This is a genomic window from Mucilaginibacter sp. P5_A4, assembly GCF_056400605.1.
Map to the genome: position 1 here is coordinate 1 of NZ_JBFUKX010000015.1, position 20,892 is coordinate 20,892.

The 20,892-nt window shown below is 41.7% G+C and carries 17 protein-coding genes, 1 pseudogene and 1 riboswitch; of the genes and pseudogenes, 13 read left to right on the top strand and 5 right to left on the bottom strand.

Going from position 1 to position 20,892, the window contains the following annotated elements; translation table 11 throughout:
- The 9 genes and pseudogenes from AC1DQW_RS11290 to AC1DQW_RS11330 all read left to right on the top strand — a co-directional run.
- Window positions 1-197 (top strand): annotated as a pseudogene (locus AC1DQW_RS11290) (IS110 family transposase); the annotation flags it as partial.
- Between the two features lie 299 nt (window positions 198-496).
- Window positions 497-1,432, top strand: a complete 936-nt coding sequence (locus AC1DQW_RS11295) for a ring-cleaving dioxygenase (protein WP_477416223.1) — start codon at window positions 497-499, stop codon at window positions 1,430-1,432.
- 2 nt (window positions 1,433-1,434) lie between these two features.
- Window positions 1,435-2,079, top strand: a complete 645-nt coding sequence (locus tag AC1DQW_RS11300; protein ID WP_477454176.1) for an alpha/beta hydrolase — start codon at window positions 1,435-1,437, stop codon at window positions 2,077-2,079.
- Between the two features lie 523 nt (window positions 2,080-2,602).
- Window positions 2,603-5,593, top strand: a complete 2,991-nt coding sequence (locus AC1DQW_RS11305; RefSeq protein WP_477454177.1) for a SusC/RagA family TonB-linked outer membrane protein — start codon at window positions 2,603-2,605, stop codon at window positions 5,591-5,593.
- A gap of 23 nt (window positions 5,594-5,616) precedes the next feature.
- On the top strand, window positions 5,617-7,203 hold the full coding sequence (locus tag AC1DQW_RS11310; protein ID WP_477454178.1) for a RagB/SusD family nutrient uptake outer membrane protein: 1,587 nt from the start codon (window positions 5,617-5,619) through the stop codon (window positions 7,201-7,203).
- An 85-nt stretch (window positions 7,204-7,288) separates the two neighbouring features.
- Window positions 7,289-8,380, top strand: a complete 1,092-nt coding sequence (locus AC1DQW_RS11315) for a phosphatidylinositol-specific phospholipase C1-like protein (protein WP_477454179.1) — start codon at window positions 7,289-7,291, stop codon at window positions 8,378-8,380.
- A gap of 286 nt (window positions 8,381-8,666) precedes the next feature.
- Complete coding sequence (locus tag AC1DQW_RS11320) at window positions 8,667-9,698, top strand: LacI family DNA-binding transcriptional regulator (protein WP_477454180.1); 1,032 nt, start codon at window positions 8,667-8,669, stop codon at window positions 9,696-9,698.
- Window positions 9,699-9,728: 30 nt separating this feature from the next.
- Window positions 9,729-10,400, top strand: a complete 672-nt coding sequence (locus AC1DQW_RS11325; protein WP_477454181.1) for a basic secretory protein-like protein — start codon at window positions 9,729-9,731, stop codon at window positions 10,398-10,400.
- Between the two features lie 281 nt (window positions 10,401-10,681).
- Entirely contained in the window at window positions 10,682-12,115 is a 1,434-nt protein-coding gene (locus AC1DQW_RS11330) for an AAA family ATPase (protein ID WP_477454182.1), read from the top strand.
- A 22-nt stretch (window positions 12,116-12,137) separates the two neighbouring features.
- Here AC1DQW_RS11330 and AC1DQW_RS11335 read toward each other — a convergent pair whose 3' ends face one another.
- On the bottom strand, window positions 12,138-13,013 hold the full coding sequence (locus AC1DQW_RS11335; RefSeq protein WP_477454183.1) for a glycoside hydrolase family 25 protein: 876 nt from the start codon (window positions 13,011-13,013) through the stop codon (window positions 12,138-12,140).
- Between the two features lie 50 nt (window positions 13,014-13,063).
- On the bottom strand, window positions 13,064-13,456 hold the full coding sequence (locus AC1DQW_RS11340; protein WP_477454184.1) for a group III truncated hemoglobin: 393 nt from the start codon (window positions 13,454-13,456) through the stop codon (window positions 13,064-13,066).
- A 211-nt stretch (window positions 13,457-13,667) separates the two neighbouring features.
- On the opposite strand from AC1DQW_RS11340, the gene AC1DQW_RS11345 reads away from it, so the two are divergent.
- The 3 genes from AC1DQW_RS11345 to tatA all read left to right on the top strand — a co-directional run bounded on the left by AC1DQW_RS11345 (window position 13,668) and on the right by tatA (window position 15,809).
- Entirely contained in the window at window positions 13,668-14,105 is a 438-nt protein-coding gene (locus tag AC1DQW_RS11345; RefSeq protein WP_477454185.1) for a MarR family winged helix-turn-helix transcriptional regulator, read from the top strand.
- 29 nt (window positions 14,106-14,134) lie between these two features.
- The gene (locus tag AC1DQW_RS11350; RefSeq protein WP_477454186.1) at window positions 14,135-15,400 is read left to right on the top strand and encodes an MFS transporter; all 1,266 of its coding nucleotides are present in this window, start codon (window positions 14,135-14,137) and stop codon (window positions 15,398-15,400) included.
- Between the two features lie 250 nt (window positions 15,401-15,650).
- Entirely contained in the window at window positions 15,651-15,809 is a 159-nt protein-coding gene (tatA, locus tag AC1DQW_RS11355; protein ID WP_477454187.1) for a twin-arginine translocase TatA/TatE family subunit, read from the top strand.
- A 61-nt stretch (window positions 15,810-15,870) separates the two neighbouring features.
- Here tatA and AC1DQW_RS11360 read toward each other — a convergent pair whose 3' ends face one another.
- From AC1DQW_RS11360 to AC1DQW_RS11370, 3 genes are all read right to left on the bottom strand, one after another.
- Entirely contained in the window at window positions 15,871-16,572 is a 702-nt protein-coding gene (locus AC1DQW_RS11360; protein WP_477454188.1) for a pirin family protein, read from the bottom strand.
- A gap of 1 nt (window position 16,573) precedes the next feature.
- Window positions 16,574-17,086, bottom strand: coding sequence for a hypothetical protein (locus AC1DQW_RS11365; RefSeq protein WP_477454189.1), 513 nt, complete (start codon window positions 17,084-17,086; stop codon window positions 16,574-16,576).
- Between the two features lie 83 nt (window positions 17,087-17,169).
- The gene (locus tag AC1DQW_RS11370) at window positions 17,170-17,913 is read right to left on the bottom strand and encodes a dioxygenase family protein (RefSeq protein WP_477454190.1); all 744 of its coding nucleotides are present in this window, start codon (window positions 17,911-17,913) and stop codon (window positions 17,170-17,172) included.
- Window positions 17,914-18,198: 285 nt separating this feature from the next.
- Window positions 18,199-18,400: riboswitch (cobalamin riboswitch) on the top strand.
- Window positions 18,401-18,569: 169 nt separating this feature from the next.
- Here AC1DQW_RS11370 and metE point away from each other — a divergent pair.
- Complete coding sequence (gene metE / locus AC1DQW_RS11375; RefSeq protein WP_477454275.1) at window positions 18,570-20,876, top strand: 5-methyltetrahydropteroyltriglutamate--homocysteine S-methyltransferase; 2,307 nt, start codon at window positions 18,570-18,572, stop codon at window positions 20,874-20,876.
- Window positions 20,877-20,892 lie beyond the last annotated feature (16 nt).

A 20,892-nucleotide genomic window follows, 5' to 3' on the forward strand; every position in this document is an offset into this window, starting at 1 on the left:
TTAAACAGGAGCTTAATCAGGCCGCTAAAACGGCCGTCATTCATGACCCTGAAATTCGTGCATACGCAGAACGCTTACTCAAAAGAAAAGATTACTCGCTAGTGCTTAACAATGTAAAATTCAAGTTGATCCTTAGAATGTTCTCTTTAGTGAAAAGAGGTGAAACCTATGTGGAGAACTATAAAAGAGTCGCCTAAAAACAACTCTTTTAAATAAAATTTGGATATATCGTAGACCTATAATACGAGGAACGAAGCAATCGCGAACTGTGCAGATCCACCCTGTAAAGCCTGCGATTGCTTCGTTCCTCGCAATGACATAGGACACGAGGGCATTAGATGCATATTTTTAAACAGCTTCTAAGCAATTGGAGCGGGTACAGCTTTAAGTCGGGAATTAATACAAGCCTTGAAATTTCTTGTTGTAGGTCAAGTTTTCCGGGCAGAATACACGGTATTTTTGATGTAAATAAAACAAACACTTATAAAATATCATCATGGAAAATACAATTAACGGCATCCACCACATTACAGCAATAGCAGGCAATGCCAAACGCAATTATGATTTTTACACCAAAGTACTTGGCCTTAGGCTGGTAAAAAAAACCGTGAACTTTGATGACCCGGAAACCTACCATTTATACTACGGCGATAAAGAAGGCACGCCCGGTACTATACTTACGTTTTTCCCCTGGGAAAATATTTCACCGGGCCGCCGGGGTGCACGCCAGGCTACAGAAATTGGTTACTCGGTACCCGAAGGCAGCTTTGATTTCTGGCTTAAACGTTTTGAAGCAAACAATGTAATTTACAATAAAGTAGCCGAAAAATTTGGTGAGCCATACCTTACATTTTTAGATCCCGATGGTTTAAAACTGGAATTAATAGCCGCAAAAAATACTGATACCCGGTTGCCATGGGAAACCGAAGAGGTTAAGGCCGACAATGCTACCAAAGGTTTTCATAGCATCACTATAAGCACTAATAAAATGCAGCCAACTGCCGATATTTTAACCGGTGTATTTGGTTACCGCTTATTGGAGCAGCATGTAAACCGTTATCGCTTTATTACAGATGCAGTTGAAAATGCAGCAATAGTTGACCTTGTTGAGGTTGCCGGCGAAGTTGCCGGACATGTTGCCGGGGGATCTGTACACCATGTTGCCTTCCGGGTAAAAAACGAAGAGGTATTAATGCAGTACCGGGAAAAAATAGCAGCTCTTGGTTTGCATATTACAGATAAGATAGACAGGAACTATTTCTATTCATTGTACTTCCGCGAACCAGGTGGTGTATTGTTTGAACTGGCTACAGATAATCCGGGTTTTTCGGTTGATGAACCGGTGGAAGAATTAGGTACTCACTTGAAATTACCAGCACAGCACGAACAGTTCCGCAGCACGCTCGAAAAAACATTGCCCCAATTATATTGATCATGTACACACATCAAAAAAAATATATAACAGCAGGTACCCCGGTAAAAGATGCCGGGGCTGCATTAATAATGATCCACGGCCGGGGTGGCACCGCTCAAAACATCATTGGTTTGGCTGGTGATCTAAATTTAAAAAATACAACCATCTACGCTCCCCAGGCCGCCAACAATAGCTGGTATCCATATAGTTTTATGGCGCCCGATGCACAAAATCAGCCGGCTTTGGACTCTGCCCTTGAAGTGATAGGCGACTTGGTAAAGCAAATAGTGGCAGATGGCGTTCCCGAAGAAAAAATTTACTTCCTCGGGTTTTCGCAGGGTGCATGTCTTACACTTGAATATGTGAGCCGGAATGCCAAACAATATGGAGGAGCTGTAGCTTTTACAGGTGGCCTGGTAGGCGAAGAGCTCAGCTTAAAGAACTATAAAGGCGATTTTAAAGGTACACCGGTACTGGTAACCACAGGCGACCCTGACCCGCATGTGCCATTAACAAGGGTAGAGGAAAGTGTTGGTGTTATGAAAACGCTTAATGCCGCGGTTACCATCAAAGTATATAAAGGCCGCCCTCATACTATTACCCAACAGGAGATTGATCTTGCAAATCAATTGGTATTTGACAATATGATATCTACGGAGGTGTAAAATCTTACCAGGCTGTTTAAATGTTTTTGTACTTCTGATAAAGCCCACATTCACACGTTATCACAAATGTCTTATAATGATGTATTTGTAAGTCGCTGATTGTTAGTGTTATTTTTAATATAATCTATGTCATTGCGAGGAACGAAGCAATCGCATACTATACAGAGCGGACCTGCACAGTTCGCGATTGCCGCGCTGCGCTCGCAATGACACGGGTTGCTCTTTCCGGTCATTTCCCAATAATATTATCCCGGAATTACTGCTTTATGTTAAAAACATGTTAATCATAGATTAACATGTTTTACTTTCTTATAAAATTTTCTTCCATATAATTTAATTATTAGCTTTAAGGCCAATTATATCTAACCTAATTATTAATTTTTACTTGCGAATAAGTTAATACACAATTTATTTCCAGCTAACACCATAAGCGTTTTTTTGCACAAAATATCGCCTTGCTAAAATCTTTTAGCAGGCAGTTTTCTTACATGCAAAAAGGGGTTTAAAAATTTAACTAAAACTTATGAAAAAAAACTACAGACTTATTTTAAGGTTGTTTTATGATTTTAAGCCAAAGGCAGCTATGCTTTTGCTGTACATGCTGATTGGTTCGGCAAGTGCATTTGCGCAGGATAAAACAATAAAAGGAACTGTTACCGACGAGAACAACGCACCCCTGCCAGGTGTAGTTGTAACTGTTAAAAGTTCGGGAAAAGCCACATCAACAAATGGCAACGGCGCATTCCAGGTTACTGTAAGCGGAGCCGATGACGTAATAAGATTTTCCTTCTTAGGTTCGGTACCCAAAGAAGTAACCGTTGGCGACAAAAAGATCATTAACGTTACCATGGTAACTGATATTAAACAGTTAAAAGATGTTATAGTTGTTGGTTACGGCACATCAAGCCGTAAAGATGTAACCGGCGCAATTACCTCAGTAAAAGCAGAAGATTTTAACCAGGGTGTATTAACTACCCCGGCAGAGCTTTTGCAGGGTAAAGTAGCTGGTTTAAACATTACCAAAAGCGGCGACCCTAACAAACCGCCTGCAACCATTTTAAGAGGTCCTTCAACTTTCCGTACCGGCGCAGCACAACAGCCGTTTTATGTAATAGATGGTGTCCCTGGTGCGTCTATCGATCTCTTGGCGCCTGCCGATATTGAAAGTATTGACGTGTTAAAAGATGCATCATCAACAGCAATTTACGGCTCACGTGCTTCAAACGGGGTAATTATTGTTACCACACGCAAAGCAAAGGCTGGTCAAACCCGGTTAACCTACAGCGCCTACGGCGCCATGGAAAAGGTATCAAAAAACATTGATATGCTTACCGGCGATGAGTTGCGTAAATACCTGGCCGATAACGGTGTGGTGCCATTGAAGCAGCCATTAGATGATGATGGCTCCAATACCAATTGGCAAAAACTTGCCGAGCGTACAGGCTATTCGCAAAATCATAATCTTGCATATGGCGGTGCAGGCACCAATTCGGAGTATGGCGTAAGCGTAAACTATTTGAAAAATAATGGCATTCTTAAAAATACCAGTTTAGAGCGTACCATTTACAAAGGCTATATTAACCAGCGTTTTTTTGATGACAGGCTTAAGTTGGGTTTAACTTTAACCAACAGCGCCACTAAAAACAACGATATTGTACAAAGCCAGGTATTATCAGGCATATTGTTTTACCTGCCTACGGTAAGTCCGTTTAACCCCGACGGAACTTATAAAGAAAACTTTGCCCGTACAGGCAGTGGTACTTTAAACCCGTTATCATTAATCGATAATAACTTTATCAAAACCGACAACAATAAAACCCTGATAAACGGTATTGCCCAGGTCGACATTTTAACTGGTTTAAAGTTTACGCTGACGGGATCGACCCAAAAAGAGCAAAACAACGTAAATACCTACTATAACAGCAAATCGGGCATTGCGGTTGGTGCAAATGGCGTAGCTAACCGTGCCGCTTATACCAATACCAGCAACGTGGTTGAAGCTTATTTTAACTATGATAAGGTTTTCGGTCGGCACTCCATTAAAGCATTGGCGGGCTACTCGTACCAGCAGGACCGTACCAATGATGGTTTTGGCGTACAAACCCAGGGTTTTTCAAATGACTATTTAACATACAATAACTTGTCGTTCTCGAACCCTACAAGCTTGTCGCAAATTATTTTTAACCCGGCCTACATTTCAACTTTAAGATTGATATCATATTACGGGCGTATAAATTATCAGTATGCAGATAAATACCTGCTGCAGGCTTCGTTAAGAGAGGACGGTTCATCTGGATTTGGTTTAAACCAGCGTCATGGATATTTCCCTGCGGTTTCTGCCGGATGGAAGATCATCAGCGAAAAATTCATGGAAGGTATGCCAGTGATCAGTGATCTGAAACTGCGGGCTGGTTACGGTGTATCTGGTAATAGCCTGGGCTTTGATGCCTTTACCGCCCGGTTAATATACGGCAGCGGGGGTAAATTTTTAAACAACGGTGTAATCACCAACTCTATTGGCCCGGTGCGTAATGAGAATACCGACCTTAAGTGGGAAAGTACAGCAACCACCAATATCGGTCTGGATTTTGGATTACTGCAAAACCGGATTACAGGATCTGTTGACTATTATATCAAAACAACATCCGATCTGATCACCGATTATTCGGTATCATCAACCCAGTATCCTTACCCGGTACTAACAGCCAACGTAGGTAAAATAAAAAACACGGGTATCGAGTTTGTGCTGAATGCCATCCCTGTAAAAACCAACAGCTTTACCTGGCGTACATCGTTTAACGTATCACACAATAAAAACGAGGTGGTAAGCTTGTCAAACAATCAATTTACCATTAACAATATTTTAACCGCGCAATTAGGTGGTAAGGGTCAGTCATTTTTAAGCAGCCAGATCATACAGCCAGGTTATGCAATTGGCACCTATTACCTGTGGCATTATTTGGGTAAAAATGAAAATGGTGTAAGTACCTATCAAAAGGCCGATGGTTCAACCACCGCATCGCAGCCACTTACTACAGATCAGCGTATAACAGGCAGCGCGCAGCCCAAGCTTATTTATGGCTGGAACAATAGTTTCTTTTACAAAAATTTCGATCTTAACTTCCTGTTCCGTGGCGTTTATGGCAGCCAGATCCTGAATGCTACGCTTGCATCTTTAAACAACCCGGCCGATTCCAAATTCCAGAACATCCCGAGATACACCCTTGGCGAATCGTTTAAAGATATTAATGGTTACCTGGTATCAGATCGTTTCCTGGAAAGCGGCTCGTACCTGCGTTTGGATAATGCTACCATAGGTTATACCATTAAACCACATATCCAGGCTATCAAGAGCCTGCGTTTTTATGCATCGGGCAATAACATTTTTATCATAACCAAATACAAGGGAGTTGATCCCGAAGTAAATATTGGCGGTTTAACCCCTGGTATTGATAACAAGGATTTTTATCCTAAAACCCGCACATTCAGTTTCGGTGTAAATGCATCATTTTAAAAAATTCAGCTAAAGATATACAGATGAAAAAGATATTAATATTATGTGCCGCAGCGATTGCCATCCTGGGTACATCCTCTTGCACAAAATTAGATGTGCCTGTTGAGTCGCAGTACGTAAAATCAAATTTTCCGGTTACCGATGCAGATTATAATGCGCTGCTGGGTACTATTTATTCAAACCTTTCGTCGCAATTTGCTGTGCCTTACTGGCGTATGCAGGAGTTATCCACAGATGAGGCTATACTGCCTGCCCGCGATGGTAACTTTGATGACGGCGGCCAGTACAGGCAATTACATTACCATTCCTGGACATTTGATCACCCTAACGTAATAGGTATATGGCAGTGGGGTTTTGGCGGTATAAACACATGTAACCGGATACTTAGCACTATTAATGCGTCGTCATCATCGGCAGAAAAAAAGGCAACCTCATCTGCCGAAGTTAAGGCCATGCGTGCCTTGTATAATTACTTCATGATGGATTTATACGGTAACGTGCCTATTATTACCGATTTCCCGGTAACTGTACAGCCTGCAACACAATCACGGGCCAAAGTATACCAGTTTATTGAAAGCGAATTGTTAAGTGCGTTACCACTGCTGCCGGCTAAAACAGGCAGTAACGCAACCTTGTATTATGGCCGCCCTACCAAAGCCATGGTTTTTGCTTTGTTAGAGAAAATGTATCTTAATGCGCAGGTTTATACCGGTGCCGCTAATTATACCGGTGCTGTGGCCATGGCCGATAGTATTTTAAAGAACAACAACTATAGCCTTGATTTAAAATACAGGGATATATTTTTGCCAAATAACGGTCCGCAGATAAACGAAACAATATTTGCTATCCCTTACGATCAGCAAATTCCGGGTAATCAGTTTACCAGGTTCGGCTTTTTTTACTACCTGGTACAGGCTTATGGATTTAACGTAGGCTTAAGTATTGCCATGAGCACCACGCCCGAGTTTTACAACCGCTTTAACCTGCCTAATGATGTTCGTTCAAAAACGTGGCTGGCCGGGCCGCAGTTTGCACCCGATGGCGCTGGCGGCTTTACTGCGCAACCTGTTTACTACCCTGGTACTACAACTCAAATTTATATTGAGCCTAAACTAACCCTGGTACCGGGCAAACCTATGGATTTAGGAAATACCATCGCAAGTCAATCAGAAGGTGTGCGGTCCCTTAAATATTATCCCGATCCTTCCATTATCCAGGCCACCCGCCTAAATGGTAACGATGTACCCGTTTTGCGTTTGGCCGATGTGCTGCTGATGAAAGCCGAAGCTATTTTGCGCGGCGCTACAGCTACCACCGTTAACGGCGAACTGCAAACCGCGGATGTTTTGATAAACAAGATCCGTACACGTGCAAATGCGCCTACAGGAGCAGGCTTTACCTTGGATGATTTACTGGATGAGCGTGCCCGCGAGTTTTCATGGGAAGCATGGCGCCGTAATGATCTTATTCGTTACGGTAAATTTGAAGTGGAATACCCGCTGCCAAATGATGTACTGAGCATGAATAAGGATATTACCCGCAGGTTGTATCCTATACCATCAACCGAAATTAAACTTAACCCTAAATTAGTTCAAAACCCCGGTTACTAATTTGTGTTGATAATAAACAATAAGCGCAAAAGTTTTGGCTTTTGCGCTTATTATGCTTTTAACTGATAGCAAAACAAATATAACAATGAAAATCATTAGCGGACTCCTGATCAGTTTTTTACTTCCTCTTTCATTTTTGAAAAATGAGCCCGACGATATAACTATAAACAAGATCCAGGTAATAGGGTCGCATAACAGTTACAAACAATCTATTGATCCTAAACTATTCCGTTTTTTGCAAAAACGGGATTCTATCGGGATGAGTAAAATTGATTACAACCACGTTGGCCTTTCAGATCAGCTTAACCTGGGCCTAAATGCACTGGAGATTGATGTTTATGCCGATGCCAAAGGGGGCAAATATGCTCACCCTAAAGGGCTTGACTGGGTACCCGGACAACCACCATATGATACACAAGGTGTGATGAAAGAACCGGGCTTTAAGGTTTTTCATATACAGGATATTGATTATCGCAGTAATTGTTTAACCTTTAAACTTTGCCTGCAGGAACTAAAAACCTGGAGCGATGCTCATCCCGATCATAATCCTATTTTTATTACCATGAACGCCAAGGATGAGCCAATGAAGAAACCTGGCTTTTCAATTCCCGAAAAATTTACCTCAAAAACATTTGCCCAGCTTGATAAAGCTATATTAGATAACCTGGGCAAACAATATGTAATAACACCCGATGATGTTCGCGGAAAGTATAAAACCCTTGAAACAGCCGTATTGCACAACAATTGGCCAACACTAAAAGCTGCGAAAGGTAAATTTATTTTTATACTCGACGAAAAAGGAACTAAAAGAGCAGCCTACATCGCCGGCCATCCATCCCTTAAAGGCCGTGTATTGTTTGCCGATGCACTGCCCGGCACTCCCGAGGCAGCTATCCATATTATGAATAATGCTAAAAAGGACCTGGCAGCAATAAAAAGGCTGGTAAAAAAGGGTTACATTATCCGTACCCGGGCCGACTCTGATACCGAAGAGGCGCGTAATGATGATAAACGATCATTTGAAGCTGCCCAAAAATCCGGAGCGCAAATTATAAGTACCGATTATTACCAGAAAAGTACTCACTTTAAATCTGCTTACATGATCAGTTTTACCGGCGGAACTTATTTTAAAATAAACCCTTTGTTTAAAAATACGAATGTAATGGCAACAAAATAGTTTGATTGTCTTCTTGCATTTAGCCTGTATCTTATAAAAAGAATAGGTGAAACCCATATGAAAACCGACCTGGCAACAGGTCGGTTTTTTTACTATTAAACATTTGCCAAAGCCTGTTTTAAATCATCCCAAAGGTGCTGATTAACTTTATAAAAAATGTTAAATATTGTTAACAGGGTGTAAGCGGAGAGGATAATGACCTTACTGTATTATTAATTTATAATTTTGGAGATGAACAGCAGTACCCGCGTTAATGTGTAGCGGGTTATCGGAAATTTAAAGCAGCATGATCAATAAGAAGATATCAATAAAGGATATTGCAAAACTTACCAATACTTCAATAACCACGGTATCGTTTGTTTTAAACGGAAAGGGGCGTATAAGTAAAGAGATCAGTGAAAAAATATTGGATGTGGCTCATAAAAATGGTTATGAGCCCAACAGGATGGCTGTTGGCTTGCGTACAGGTGTATCAAAGGTTATCGGTTTAATTGTGGAAACCATTGGCGGGCCATTTTTTGGAGCCATGGCTAAAGTAATTGAGGAGGAGGCCGAAAAAGCGGGCTACGGAGTTATTTACTGTAGCACCAATAATAATATTCAAAAAGGGAAGGATGTGATCAAAATGCTTTCGCAGCAATTGGTTGATGGGTATATTATTACACCTATGAAAGGGTTGGAGAAAGAGATACAAAACCTTGTGGCCAATGAAAAACCGGTAGTATTAATAGATGGCTATTTCCCCGGTCTCGATATTCCGCATGTGCTGGTTGATAATTACAACAGTTCTTACAATGCTATTCAGTTCCTCATCAATTCAGGATATCGTAATATTGGTTTTGTAACGGCCGATCTTGACCTCATCCAGTTACAGGATAGGATGCAGGGGTATAAGGATGCTTTAAAGAAAAATGGGATTAAGGAAAACAAAAGAAACATTTTTAAATTGCCTTTTGATGCCGATACGGAAGAATCTGTACATGCTATTAAAACGTTTATAAAGCAGCAGCAAATGGATGCTGTTTTTTTTACCACCAACTACCTGGGTATAATGGGCCTGCAGAGTATCAGTGAGCTTAAGCTAAATGTTCCCGGCGAATTGGCGATAGTTAGTTTTGATGATAACGAGATCTTTAATCTATATCCTCCGGGCATTACCACTGTAAGGCAGCCTACTTATGAAATTGCTAAATCGGCAATTGATCTGTTATTGTTGCAAATGAGCCCCGAAAAGTGCGATATTTCCAAAGCCAAGCTTCAAATACCCGCAACGCTGGTGGAGCGGGGTTCTACTGTGACTGTAAAACAAGATTTTTAGCGCTAAACAACTAACTATATACATAAAACAATGAAGAGAACATTTTTTCTGAGCCTGATTGGGCTTTTTGCATTTTGTGCCGCCGGCCATGCTCAGTCAACCGAGGTAATTAATAAAAAAGGATATAAACTAACGGTTATAAACCGGGATGCAACATTTGATAAAACTGTTGTAAATAAACTGGTAGAAACATTTTTTGAAGTATACCCAAAGCTCGAAAAAGAGTACAACAAAAAGGTTACCAGGAATGTAACCTTTGTTATTGATACCGCCTATGATGGGGTTGCGGCAACCGCCGATGCCAGGGTGGTGTTCAGTGCAAAATACATGACAAAGCATCCTAAAGATATTGATGTAGTTACCCACGAGGTAATGCATATTGTACAGGACTATGGCGATAGTAATGGTCCTGGCTGGCTAACCGAAGGCATTGCCGATTTTGCCCGCTTTAAATTTGGTGTGGATAATGAGGGCGCCAAATGGGCACTACCTGCTTATAAGTCAACCCAAAACTATGATAATGCCTATCGTGTTACGGCACGCTTTTTAGTTTGGGTGGAAAAAAATGTAAAACCAAACCTGGTAAAGAAATTTGATGCCCGGTTACGCACGCACACTTTTACAAATGATAGCTGGAAAAATGAAACCGGTAAAACCGTGGATGAACTTTGGGCTGCTTACGCTGCTAATCCAACTGTTTAGAGGAGATATGCAGATTGATTTAGCTAGACCGGAATCTCGGAGTTAACAGAATCCTGGTTTACTAATTTTGCCTGTTCTTAAATTCTTAAAGGGGCCCTTTGAGCACAGTTGAAAACAAGCAACAGGCGATAGGTGGCCATAACTATGTTTTTTAATACACTTGTGGCCGCTTATGATATTTTATATTCGGCCATAAGTTGTTATATTTGTATAGTTATGGCCGGATATACTTTAAGATATACGGCCATAAGTATGCATTATTTGTTTTAAGCAACAAGGAGATGAAAGAAATTATTGGCCGCATAGAGGAGAAACAGATACTTGAGCAGACTTTAAAATCAACCGAAGCAGAATTAATAGCTATATACGGCAGAAGACGAGTGGGTAAAACTTATCTGATCCGAAAGGCCTTCCAAAAGCATATGATCTTTGAATTTTCCGGCGTGCATAATGCCGGATTAAAAGATCAATTAACAAATTTTAGAAATACATTGGCGGAAGCCATGCAATTACCTATCCCTCCTGTTATTCCTTCCAACTGGACAGAAGCATTTCAAATGCTGAAGAACTATGCAGAGCCCCTGTTAAAGAAAGGTAAATGTGTTATTTTTCTTGATGAATTTCCCTGGTTAAGTTCTGTGAAGTCGGGATTTTTGCCGGCATTTGAATTTTTTTGGAATTCATGGGGTACGAAGCAAAACAATTTGATTCTGACGATTTGTGGTTCAGCAGCTTCATGGATGATTCAGAAAGTAGTGAACAATAAAGGGGGCTTACATAACAGGATTACCAAAAAAATCAGATTGCTCCCCTTTACACTTGCTGAAACAAGTTTATATTTAAAGCACAACAATGTAAATCTGGATTATTACCAAATAATGCAGTTATATATGGCTGTAGGTGGTATTCCGCAATATTTAAAAGAAATCTTGCCCGGACAAAGTGCAGCCCAAAATATCGACCGTATTTGCTTTACCAAAGATGGAGTTTTGCAAAATGAATTCAATAACCTTTATCAATCATTATTTGCCGAAGCGGATAAACACATTTCGGTTGTAAGGGCTCTTGCAGCTAAACCGGCTGGATTAACGCGAAAGGAAATTATTGATTCGGGCGACTTGTCTACTGGCGGCAGGGCCACACAATTGCTTGAAGAATTAACAGAATCGGGCTTTATTTCTGCATATGTGCCATTTGAAAAAAATACACGTGATAGTATTTATAAGCTTTCTGATGAATACTCAAGGTTCTACCTTAAATTCATGGAAAACAGTCGTGCTACAGGTACTGGTACCTGGATCAAATTATCTGCAGCACCGTCATGGAGAAGTTGGAGCGGTACAGCTTTTGAAAGTGTATGCTTAAAACATACCAAAGAGATTAAGGCTGCATTAGGTATAGCAGGAGTTTATACAGAAGAATCTGCGTGGCGATATGTCCCGGGAAAGGGTCAACAAGGAGCGCAAATAGACTTATTATTTGATCGTCAGGATTTCTGCATTAGTATATGTGAAATGAAGTTTTCAAACACAACGTTCACAATAGACAAAACTTACGCAGCAGAACTGGTACAAAAAACAGATGTTTTTAAGAACAAAACCAAGACCCGAAAAACGTTATTTATTGTGATGGTTACCACTTTTGGTACGCAAGATAATAGTTATAAAGTAGGACTTGTACAAAATGACATTAGGTTAGAAGACTTGTTCAAATAGCACGGCTATTTATTAGGTTTTGCTATTTCACCAGCATTTTTTCCAAATCCGTACTATCGCCCTTAAAAATGCTCATATCTACTTTTTGGTTAATGCCGTTAATATGGGCCTTATCCGAGTGTTGCCAAAACTGCCAGTTGGTTTTACTGCTTATCTTTAATTCGGGTTGGTAATAGTGAGCAATCCATAACGTATAATCGTCAAAATAGCCCCGCAGGTAGTCCTGGTAAAAGCTGATGTTGGTGTAAATGATGGGTTTTACACCGGTTTTTGTTTCTACCTGGTTAATAAATAAAGTGAGCTGGGCACGCATTTTTTCGGGTGTGGTACGGTATAGTCTTTCTACGTCAACTACCAGGGGCAGGTCGCCCTTTTCAATTTTTACGGTTTGTAAAAAAAATCTCGCCTGCCATAGGCCGCTTTTCTGCGGTAAAAAATAATGGTATGCCCCACAAATGATACCGGCTTTTGGCGCTTCGCGCCAGTTGCGTTGAAAATAAGAATCGGTCATCAAAACACCTTCGGTAGCTTTAATAAAAGCGAATTTGATATGTACGCCATCCTCGTTCATGGCCTTTACTTTTGCCCAGTTTATTTTACCCTGGTACGATGATACATCAATGCCATGAACGGTATAATTGTTGGGGATACGTACATTGAAACTTTTATAGGTACGGTAACTGGTATTTTGCCCCGCATCCAGGATCCATCGCCAGGTAGCAGTTGCGCTTTTTAAAATATAACCATAATAAAAAGGCGAAAGCAGGATAAGCAGTAGGCCTGCAAAAGCTACCTTCCATCCGGTTGCTAAACCTGCCGTTGTTTTCTTTTTGGCAACAGGTTTCCTTTTTACCGTTGACGGGCTTTTAGCAGGAGTTTTTTTTACGGGAGAAGGCACAGGGCGAATTTACGAAAATGACCTGCATATTCTCCGTCCTATTTTGCAACCTACAATATATTCAGTGGGTTATTTTTAAAGTAAGCTATTTTAAACCGAAACATTTCGGCCATTTTGCCTGCCCTCCATTTAGCTTCATCAGCTTTTTCGCCGCTGAAAAGATTGTCTACGGTTTGGGTAAACAGCTGCAGCCATTCATCAAAGTGGGTTTCATCAACCGGTAATTTTGCATGCGGCGGAAAAGGTGCACCGCTGTAGGTTTGCTCCTGTAGCAATAAGGTTTGCCAAAAGGTATACATTTTTTCAAGGTGCGGCAACCACCTGTCGCCCAGCCGTTCATTAAAAACAGGGGCTAACAATGCGTCTTCGGCAACTTTGTTGTAAAAGGTATCAACCAGTAGTTTAATGTCCTCTAATGATGTTATATCGTGTTTTGGGTTCATGCCCGTATATTTAAAGTGAAATAAGATTTTTCGGAATCCAAAGCAAAATTACAAAATGATTAAGGGTAATAAATGATACAGATCATTGTTTTGCCCTGTAGCAGTACCATGCAGGTGCTTCAATCATGATCTTATTTTCATTATGACATATAAAAGATAAAATATTTTCTAAATTTGTAAGGTAAACTTACAAGTTTACTTAATAATAAAAATGACTGAACAAAAAGATATCCAGCTGGCTGCAGATCTCCGTACGGTTGTAGGCCGGTTGATTAAGGTGTTGCGTAAACATTCCATAACTGCCGATAAATTATCATTAACCGAAAGATCGACCATGGCGCTGATCTATCAGCATAACGAATTATTGCCGAATGAATTGGCTGCGATGGAAAAAATAACCACGCAAAGCATGTCTCAAATACTGGCTAACCTGCAACAGCGTGGGTTGATCAACAGGCGTATTTCCGAAACGGATAAACGCAAGGCTATAATCAGTCTGTCTGATCTTGGCAGGTCTGTGCTGGAGCAGGTTCGGGCCGAGCGTAATGTATGGCTTTACGATGCTATTGAGGCTACATGTACCGCGGAGGAACGAGAATTGCTTAAAAAGGCGATAGGGCCATTAACTAAAATTGTTGATTTTGAATAATTTCTTTGAGAGAGGCGACAGGGTGAGTAATGGATATTAATACGTTTAACGCTTTTAAAAGTCGTAATTACCGGCTTTATTTTATCGGGCAATCTATATCATTAATAGGCACCTGGATGCAGAAAACAGCCGTAAGCTGGTTGATTTATTCGCAAACACACTCAAAGTTTTTATTGGGTGTTACGCTTTTTGCCAGTTTGTTTCCGTCGTTTTTATTCTCGTTTTTGGGTGGCGTGGTATCTGACAGGTATAATCGTTATAAATTATTATTTGTTACCCAGGCCGCATCCATGATCCAGGCTTTGTTACTGACCGCGCTGGTGTTCTTTGGGCATTATTTTGTATGGGAGATCATTGCCCTGAGTGCTGTGCTGGGCATTATCAATGCTTTTGATGTACCTGCCCGGCAAGCGCTGGTTTACGAGATGGTAGACAATAAAGCCGATCTGCCAAATGCACTTGCGCTTAACTCATCTATAATGAATCTATCGAGATTAATTGGTCCGGGACTGGCGGGTTTGATTTTGGAAAAATTTGGCGAAACTATATGTTTTGGGGCCAATGCGGCCAGCTTTATAGCCGTAATTGGTTCCTTAATGTTGATGAAGCTGCCAAAATCCGAACCAAAATCGCATAAGCAGAATATCTTCTTCGAATTAAAAGAAGGGTTTACTTATATCAAAAATACGCCATCCATCAGGTTTGTGCTGCTGATACTGGCCATGACCAGCCTTATGGTGCTACCTTTTAGTACGCTTATCCCGGTTTATGCCAAGGATATTTTTAAAGGTACGGCTTCCACATTCGGGGTAATAGATAGTATAATTGGCCTGGGCGCACTTTCAGGGGCTATCTTCCTGGCATCGCTAAAACCGGGGCTTAATCTTAAAAAAATACTGGCTTTTAGTACACTGGTTTTTGGTACAGGGCTGGTAGCTTTTTCGCATATGCATAACTACCCTTTAGCTTTGCTGTTTGCCGCGGTTATCGGCTTTGGGATGATGGCCCAGATTACCATGAGTAACACATTAATTCAAACCACTGTTAACCCGGCTATGCGCGGCCGGGTGATTAGTTTTTATGCGATGGCCTTTTTTGGGATGCAGCCGCTTGGTGGTTTGCTGGTAGGGGGCATATCTCAAAAAATAGGCGTACCTGATACCGTTTTAGGACAGGGGCTTGTAGCGGTAATAATGGGCTTATTGCAGATCCGCTACATCAGGAAAATAAAACTCAAAAAAGCTGCAGAACAAACACTTCAGCAACCTCCGGTAAACGCGCTTGCATCTAATTAGCTTGAATGCGAATTGAAGGGGGTGCGAATTACACAAATTGAACGGATGCTAATTCACGAAGTGAGGTCAGAATTACACGAATTAATTAGCTGCACAAAATTACTGGATTTCACAACCGGGTATGACAAAAGGGACTAATCGATACAAATTACCGGTTCACCGATACTATACCAAATTGCGGGTTCTGCTTTTATATTTTTGATGATATAAAGGGTTTATTATTTATAACATTCATTTAAAATAAAAATTTATGGGCGGATTAGGAGCACCTGAGTTAATACTCATCATTATTGCAGTGCTGTTATTGTTTGGCGGCAAAAAAATCCCCGAGTTAATGCGCGGCATGGGCCAGGGAATAAAAGCGTTTAACGACGGTAAGGTTAACAGCGAACCAGCCGTTAAAGAATAAAAAACAGGCTTCCGGGATGGACAACCAGGGAGCCTGTTTTATTGTATATATAGTTTAAAATTTAGTCGGTCATCTCTAATATCAATATCACCGCATTATTGCTTAGGGCTTCCATATCGGCTTCCTCCAGGTTCCATAAAGCCAGTCCGTCACGTTCATGCATTAAGCGGCCCTGCAGCTCAAACGCCCCAGTTATATTAAAGGCGAAAAGCAAAGAGTTGATATTTTTTAAATGATAAAGGGCATCCTTTCGTCCTGTAAACTGACCAATACTTAGCTTAAACGGCAATTTACGATCAGCCGGAATTATCGTTATCAGTTCATTCTGCCTGTCAGCAAAATCAAAACCAAATGTCTCATTTAAAATAGGGAATTCATCACCGTCGGCGTTTATTTGCAGGTACAAAAAGTTCACCCAATTTTCCTGGTAAATGTTAATCAATTCTAAAATACCACCTGCGTTTGTATAGTTTATATGTACCTCACCCACATCTATTATACTGCTTTTACCCTCCGTATCTTTAACAAGTAATTCGCCCGTTATGGGTACAATTACAAAATAACAAGTATGGGCAACAGTCAGGGTAACCGACTTATTAGCTGCCAGGATCTCATCGTTAAATACTTTTAGGCTGCCAAAAGCTTCGCGGTGTTCATTAAAGTGATCGCCGTAATTAAAACTACAGCATCTTCTAAAAACGTTGGTTTCGGTTACACCCCGCTGGTCGGCAAGGTAAATTTGACCGGGTGAGATCTTTTCCATTTTAGTATTGATTTTTGAGTGAGTATATATTTACATATGGTTGCACCTGGAACAGGTTGGTAAGGGTTTCATCATTTTCTGCTTGTTCTGGTTTATAGTCAGATACAAGCAAAAAGCTCTCCACAGTGTCGTGCCAGAGGAGCGGTTCGGTATAAAAATTTATTGCCAGCTGATGTTTTGTTTTATCGTTGATATCGGAGTTGATGATCTCCAGTTGAAATTTATTAAATTTCAAAAAGCGTTTCCCCACATTGTTCAGTATCTCGGGCACTATGCCTGCTAATTGTTGTACATACCCGGTTACAGCTGGTGTAACCATGCCGGCAAGCCGCTGGGCGTTTGGAACATGCCTTAGCAGCTCGGCGTAGGTGGTAAATGAAGTTCCTACGCTGTAATTCTGAGCCTGCATTTTAAATTCCAGGTAGGATGCTTCAAATACCAGTTTATCCCACTGTTTAGCGGAGTTTGCATCAATAATCTTTCGGTAACACAGGGTGATGATACGGGTACTCATAATTGAAAAAAATAAAGACGCTAAATAAAATAGCGCCTTTGGTTGCATGATAGAATTAACAGGGGTGAAAAAGAACAATTGTATTATGCAGGTACGCTCATGCTAATTGAAAGTACAAAGCCATCGGTGGTGTTACCGGTTACGGCAGCCGTCTCAAGTGTATAACCATCACTAAACACGTTGTCGCTTGCATTATAGGTGTAGCCGCTCATTCCTTTACTATAACCTGCAACAGCTGCCAGCGCGGTACCGGTACCTTCGGGGAAAGCTATCTGGGTTACTTTTAATGACGTGCCTGCCGAGTTGTAAACATGCACATGGATATGCGTGGCCCTGCCCGAATACCATCCCGGGAAGATTGAAGTAAACGTTACCAGCCCGTTTGAATCGGTAGTTTGTCTGCCGCGTAAAAAGTGAACTGCAGTGTAGTTTGTAGCCTGCATTCCGCTGCCACCGTATTCAGAGTAATTGCCCTCTTTATCGCAGTGCCATATATCAACCAAAGCACCAGAAAGCGCATTGCAGCTGTTATTACTATTGTTGATGGTAATTTTAACAGTCATCTTATAACCGGTAAGGTCGCTGGTAATATCGCTGCGAACATATGATGCCGGGCTTTTGGTAGGGAACGGACCTTCGGTTTCACTTTCAATAACGCTGCAAGTGCCCGAGCTGGAGCTTGACCCGGATGAGCTGCCTGATGATGAACTTGTGCCGGATGTGCTGCTGGTTGTAGTAGTTGTAGATTCCTTTTTGCAGGCCTCAACCAATACCGATGTAGACACCGCGCCTATCATCAGGCTTTTTAAAAAATTTTTGCGTTCCATGATTTTATTTATTTAGGGGTATGATATAAGTTCTGTTGATTGTTGATCAAAAGTAATTGTAGCGGTTAAGGAAACTCGTGAAGTGTCGGTTAGTGGTGTAATTGTGTCGATGAATGGATTATTCTTTCTGGATAAACGTAAATATCGTGGCGGGTTTAATCGTCCTGTGATTGAAATCATAAACCATTTTCAAATCCCCAAATTTTTAAATCAAAACATCATCTGCACATTTCTAATCTGAAATCTGCACATTTATTCCCATCTTTACGCCCAATAAAGTTCTTTACTTTTTTTCTGCAGAGTGGTTCCCGGTGTTTAAAGCACAGGGATTAATAAGGAACCGTGTGTAATTCACGGGCTGTCGCGCAACTGTAAGTAACATAAAAGGTTGTTGCCTTTAACAATGTCCATTGTTCGCCCCTGTGCGGATGAGAAGGACGGCAACAATGTTACAAGCCAGGATACTTGCCCCAATGTATAAAGACAATGCTTTCGCGTAATGAAGCAGTAGTCAAAGAAAAAAGAATGACCTACATGGCCCTCGTATGCCTGTACGTTACGCTTTTGCCTTTTATTACCATTTCCTCCGAAAGCATACCGAAAACCGTAAGGAGCATTAATTCAAATTAATGTTTAACCAAAAAAGTTTTATGCGTATGCTCAAAAACAATTTAGGGTATCCTCGTGTAGGTGCCCACCGTGAACTCAAAAAGGCCAGTGAACAGTACTGGGCAGGTAAAATCAGTCGTGATGATCTGTTTGCCGTTGCCCGGCAGCTCCGTTTGCAAAACTGGCAAACCCAGGTTGATGCCGGTATCGACCTTATCCCCTGTAACGATTTCAGCTTTTATGACCAGGCGCTGGATACCTCGCTGATGCTGGGCAATATCCCCGAGCGTTATACCCAGGTTTTAACCCAAAACAAAGCCAATACCGAGATCGACCTGTATTTTGCCATGGCCCGCGGCTATCAAAAAGATGGCCTTGATGTTACCGCCATGGAAATGACCAAATGGTTTGATACCAATTACCATTACATTGTACCGGAGTTTGTACAGAACCAGCAATTCAGGCTCTTTAGCGAAAAGGTGTTTGATGAGTTTATCCTTGCCAAGCAACATACCCGCAACATACCAAAACCGGTATTGATCGGCCCTGTATCCTATCTTTTATTAGGTAAAGAAAAACAACCCGGTTTTGATAAGATCGACCTGGTTAAAAAACTGGTGCCTGTTTACATCGAGGTATTAAAAAGGCTGAAAAGCTATGGCGCCGAATGGGTACAGATAGATGAGCCTTTCCTGGCGCTTGATCTCAGCCCAAAAGAAAAAGCAGCGTATGCCTATGCTTATACAGAGATCAGCAAAAACTGCCCGGATATTAAAGTGCTGCTTACTACCTATTTTGAAAGCCTGCACGAGAATACCGAACTGGCTGTAACTTTGCCGGTAAGCGCCATTCATATTGATTTGGTGCGTGCGCCGGATCAACTGTACAAAGTGCTTTCACTGATACCCGATAAGCTTAGCCTTTCGTTGGGTGTTGTTGATGGCCGCAACATCTGGAAAAACGACTATGTGCGCTCACTAACGCATATTAAAAAAGCAATTGCAGTATTGGGGAAAGATAGGGTGATGATAGCGCCAAGCTCTTCGTTACTGCATACACCATTTGATCTTGACCTGGAAACTGACATTATCCCCGAAATAAAAAACTGGATGGCCTTTGCCAAACAGAAACTGAATGAAGTGAATGAGCTGGCCCTGATTATTGACGGCGATAACGAATTGCTGCACAATAACCTGCGTGCTACCTCCAGCCGCAATATTTCCAAACTTATTCATAAGCAGGAAATAAAACAACGTGTTGCTGCCATTACCGATGCTGATGCCCGGCGTGGAAGCGGATTCATAACCCGTCAGAAAATACAGCAGCAACGCTTTAAATTACCACTGTACCCTACAACTACCATAGGATCGTTCCCGCAAACTGATGATATTCGCTCATTGCGGGCAAGGTTCAAAAAAGGTGAATTAACCATTGCACAATATGATGCCGAAATAGAAAAAGCAACCATTGATGCCATCCGTTGGCAGGAAGAGATAGGCCTTGATGTATTGGTACACGGCGAGTTTGAGCGCAACGATATGGTGGAATATTTTGGCGAACGTTTGGATGGTTTCCTGTTCACCAAAAACGGATGGGTACAAAGCTACGGCAGCCGCTGTGTAAAGCCACCGGTTATTTATGGCGATGTGAGCCGCCCGGCGGATATGACCGTTAGGTGGAGTAGTTTTGCGCAGCAAAACACCCAAAAACTAATGAAGGGCATGCTTACAGGCCCTGTAACTATATTACAATGGTCGTTTGTACGCGATGATCAGCCCCGGTCCGAAACCACTAACCAGATAGCTTTGGCCATCAGGGACGAAGTTGTGGCGCTGGAAGCAGCGGGTATCAAAGTGATCCAGATAGATGAGCCTGCCATTAGGGAAGGCTTGCCTTTGCGTAAAAAGGACTGGCAAAATTACCTCAACTGGGCAGTACGCGCATTCCGCATCTCGGCCAGCGGGGTAAGGGACGAAACTCAGATCCATACGCATATGTGCTATAGCGAGTTTAACGATATTATTGGCAACATTGCCGATATGGATGCCGATGTGATCACGATAGAAACTTCGCGCTCGCAAATGGAGCTGTTAGCGGCATTTTCCGATTTTAAATATCCAAACGAGATTGGTCCGGGAGTATATGATATCCATTCGCCGCGGGTACCTACGGTTGGCGAAATGGTAAGCTTGCTGGAGAAAGCATCAGAATTACTGCCAGCTGGTAATTTATGGGTTAACCCCGACTGCGGATTGAAGACCCGGAAATGGCCCGAAACACAGACCGCACTCAAAAATATGGTACAGGCAGCGAAACAACTTCGTCAGTTAGTTGTAGAAACAATAGTATCCTGACCCGTTAAAACAGGCA

Excerpts from the sequence above, each read along its gene's own strand:
- AC1DQW_RS11295 (WP_477416223.1), top strand. The coding sequence starts at position 497 with ATGGAAAATACAATTAACGGCATCCACCACATTACAGCAATAGCAGGC.
- AC1DQW_RS11300 (WP_477454176.1), top strand. The coding sequence starts at position 1,435 with ATGTACACACATCAAAAAAAATATATAACAGCAGGTACCCCGGTAAAA.
- AC1DQW_RS11305 (WP_477454177.1), top strand. The coding sequence starts at position 2,603 with ATGAAAAAAAACTACAGACTTATTTTAAGGTTGTTTTATGATTTTAAG.
- AC1DQW_RS11310 (WP_477454178.1), top strand. The coding sequence starts at position 5,617 with ATGAAAAAGATATTAATATTATGTGCCGCAGCGATTGCCATCCTGGGT.
- AC1DQW_RS11315 (WP_477454179.1), top strand. The coding sequence starts at position 7,289 with ATGAAAATCATTAGCGGACTCCTGATCAGTTTTTTACTTCCTCTTTCA.
- AC1DQW_RS11320 (WP_477454180.1), top strand. The coding sequence starts at position 8,667 with ATGATCAATAAGAAGATATCAATAAAGGATATTGCAAAACTTACCAAT.
- AC1DQW_RS11325 (WP_477454181.1), top strand. The coding sequence starts at position 9,729 with ATGAAGAGAACATTTTTTCTGAGCCTGATTGGGCTTTTTGCATTTTGT.
- AC1DQW_RS11330 (WP_477454182.1), top strand. The coding sequence starts at position 10,682 with ATGAAAGAAATTATTGGCCGCATAGAGGAGAAACAGATACTTGAGCAG.
- AC1DQW_RS11340 (WP_477454184.1), bottom strand. The coding sequence starts at position 13,456 with ATGAACCCAAAACACGATATAACATCATTAGAGGACATTAAACTACTG.
- AC1DQW_RS11345 (WP_477454185.1), top strand. The coding sequence starts at position 13,668 with ATGACTGAACAAAAAGATATCCAGCTGGCTGCAGATCTCCGTACGGTT.
- AC1DQW_RS11350 (WP_477454186.1), top strand. The coding sequence starts at position 14,135 with ATGGATATTAATACGTTTAACGCTTTTAAAAGTCGTAATTACCGGCTT.
- tatA (WP_477454187.1), top strand. The coding sequence starts at position 15,651 with ATGGGCGGATTAGGAGCACCTGAGTTAATACTCATCATTATTGCAGTG.
- AC1DQW_RS11360 (WP_477454188.1), bottom strand. The coding sequence starts at position 16,572 with ATGGAAAAGATCTCACCCGGTCAAATTTACCTTGCCGACCAGCGGGGT.
- AC1DQW_RS11365 (WP_477454189.1), bottom strand. The coding sequence starts at position 17,086 with ATGAGTACCCGTATCATCACCCTGTGTTACCGAAAGATTATTGATGCA.
- AC1DQW_RS11370 (WP_477454190.1), bottom strand. The coding sequence starts at position 17,913 with ATGGAACGCAAAAATTTTTTAAAAAGCCTGATGATAGGCGCGGTGTCT.
- metE (WP_477454275.1), top strand. The coding sequence starts at position 18,570 with ATGCTCAAAAACAATTTAGGGTATCCTCGTGTAGGTGCCCACCGTGAA.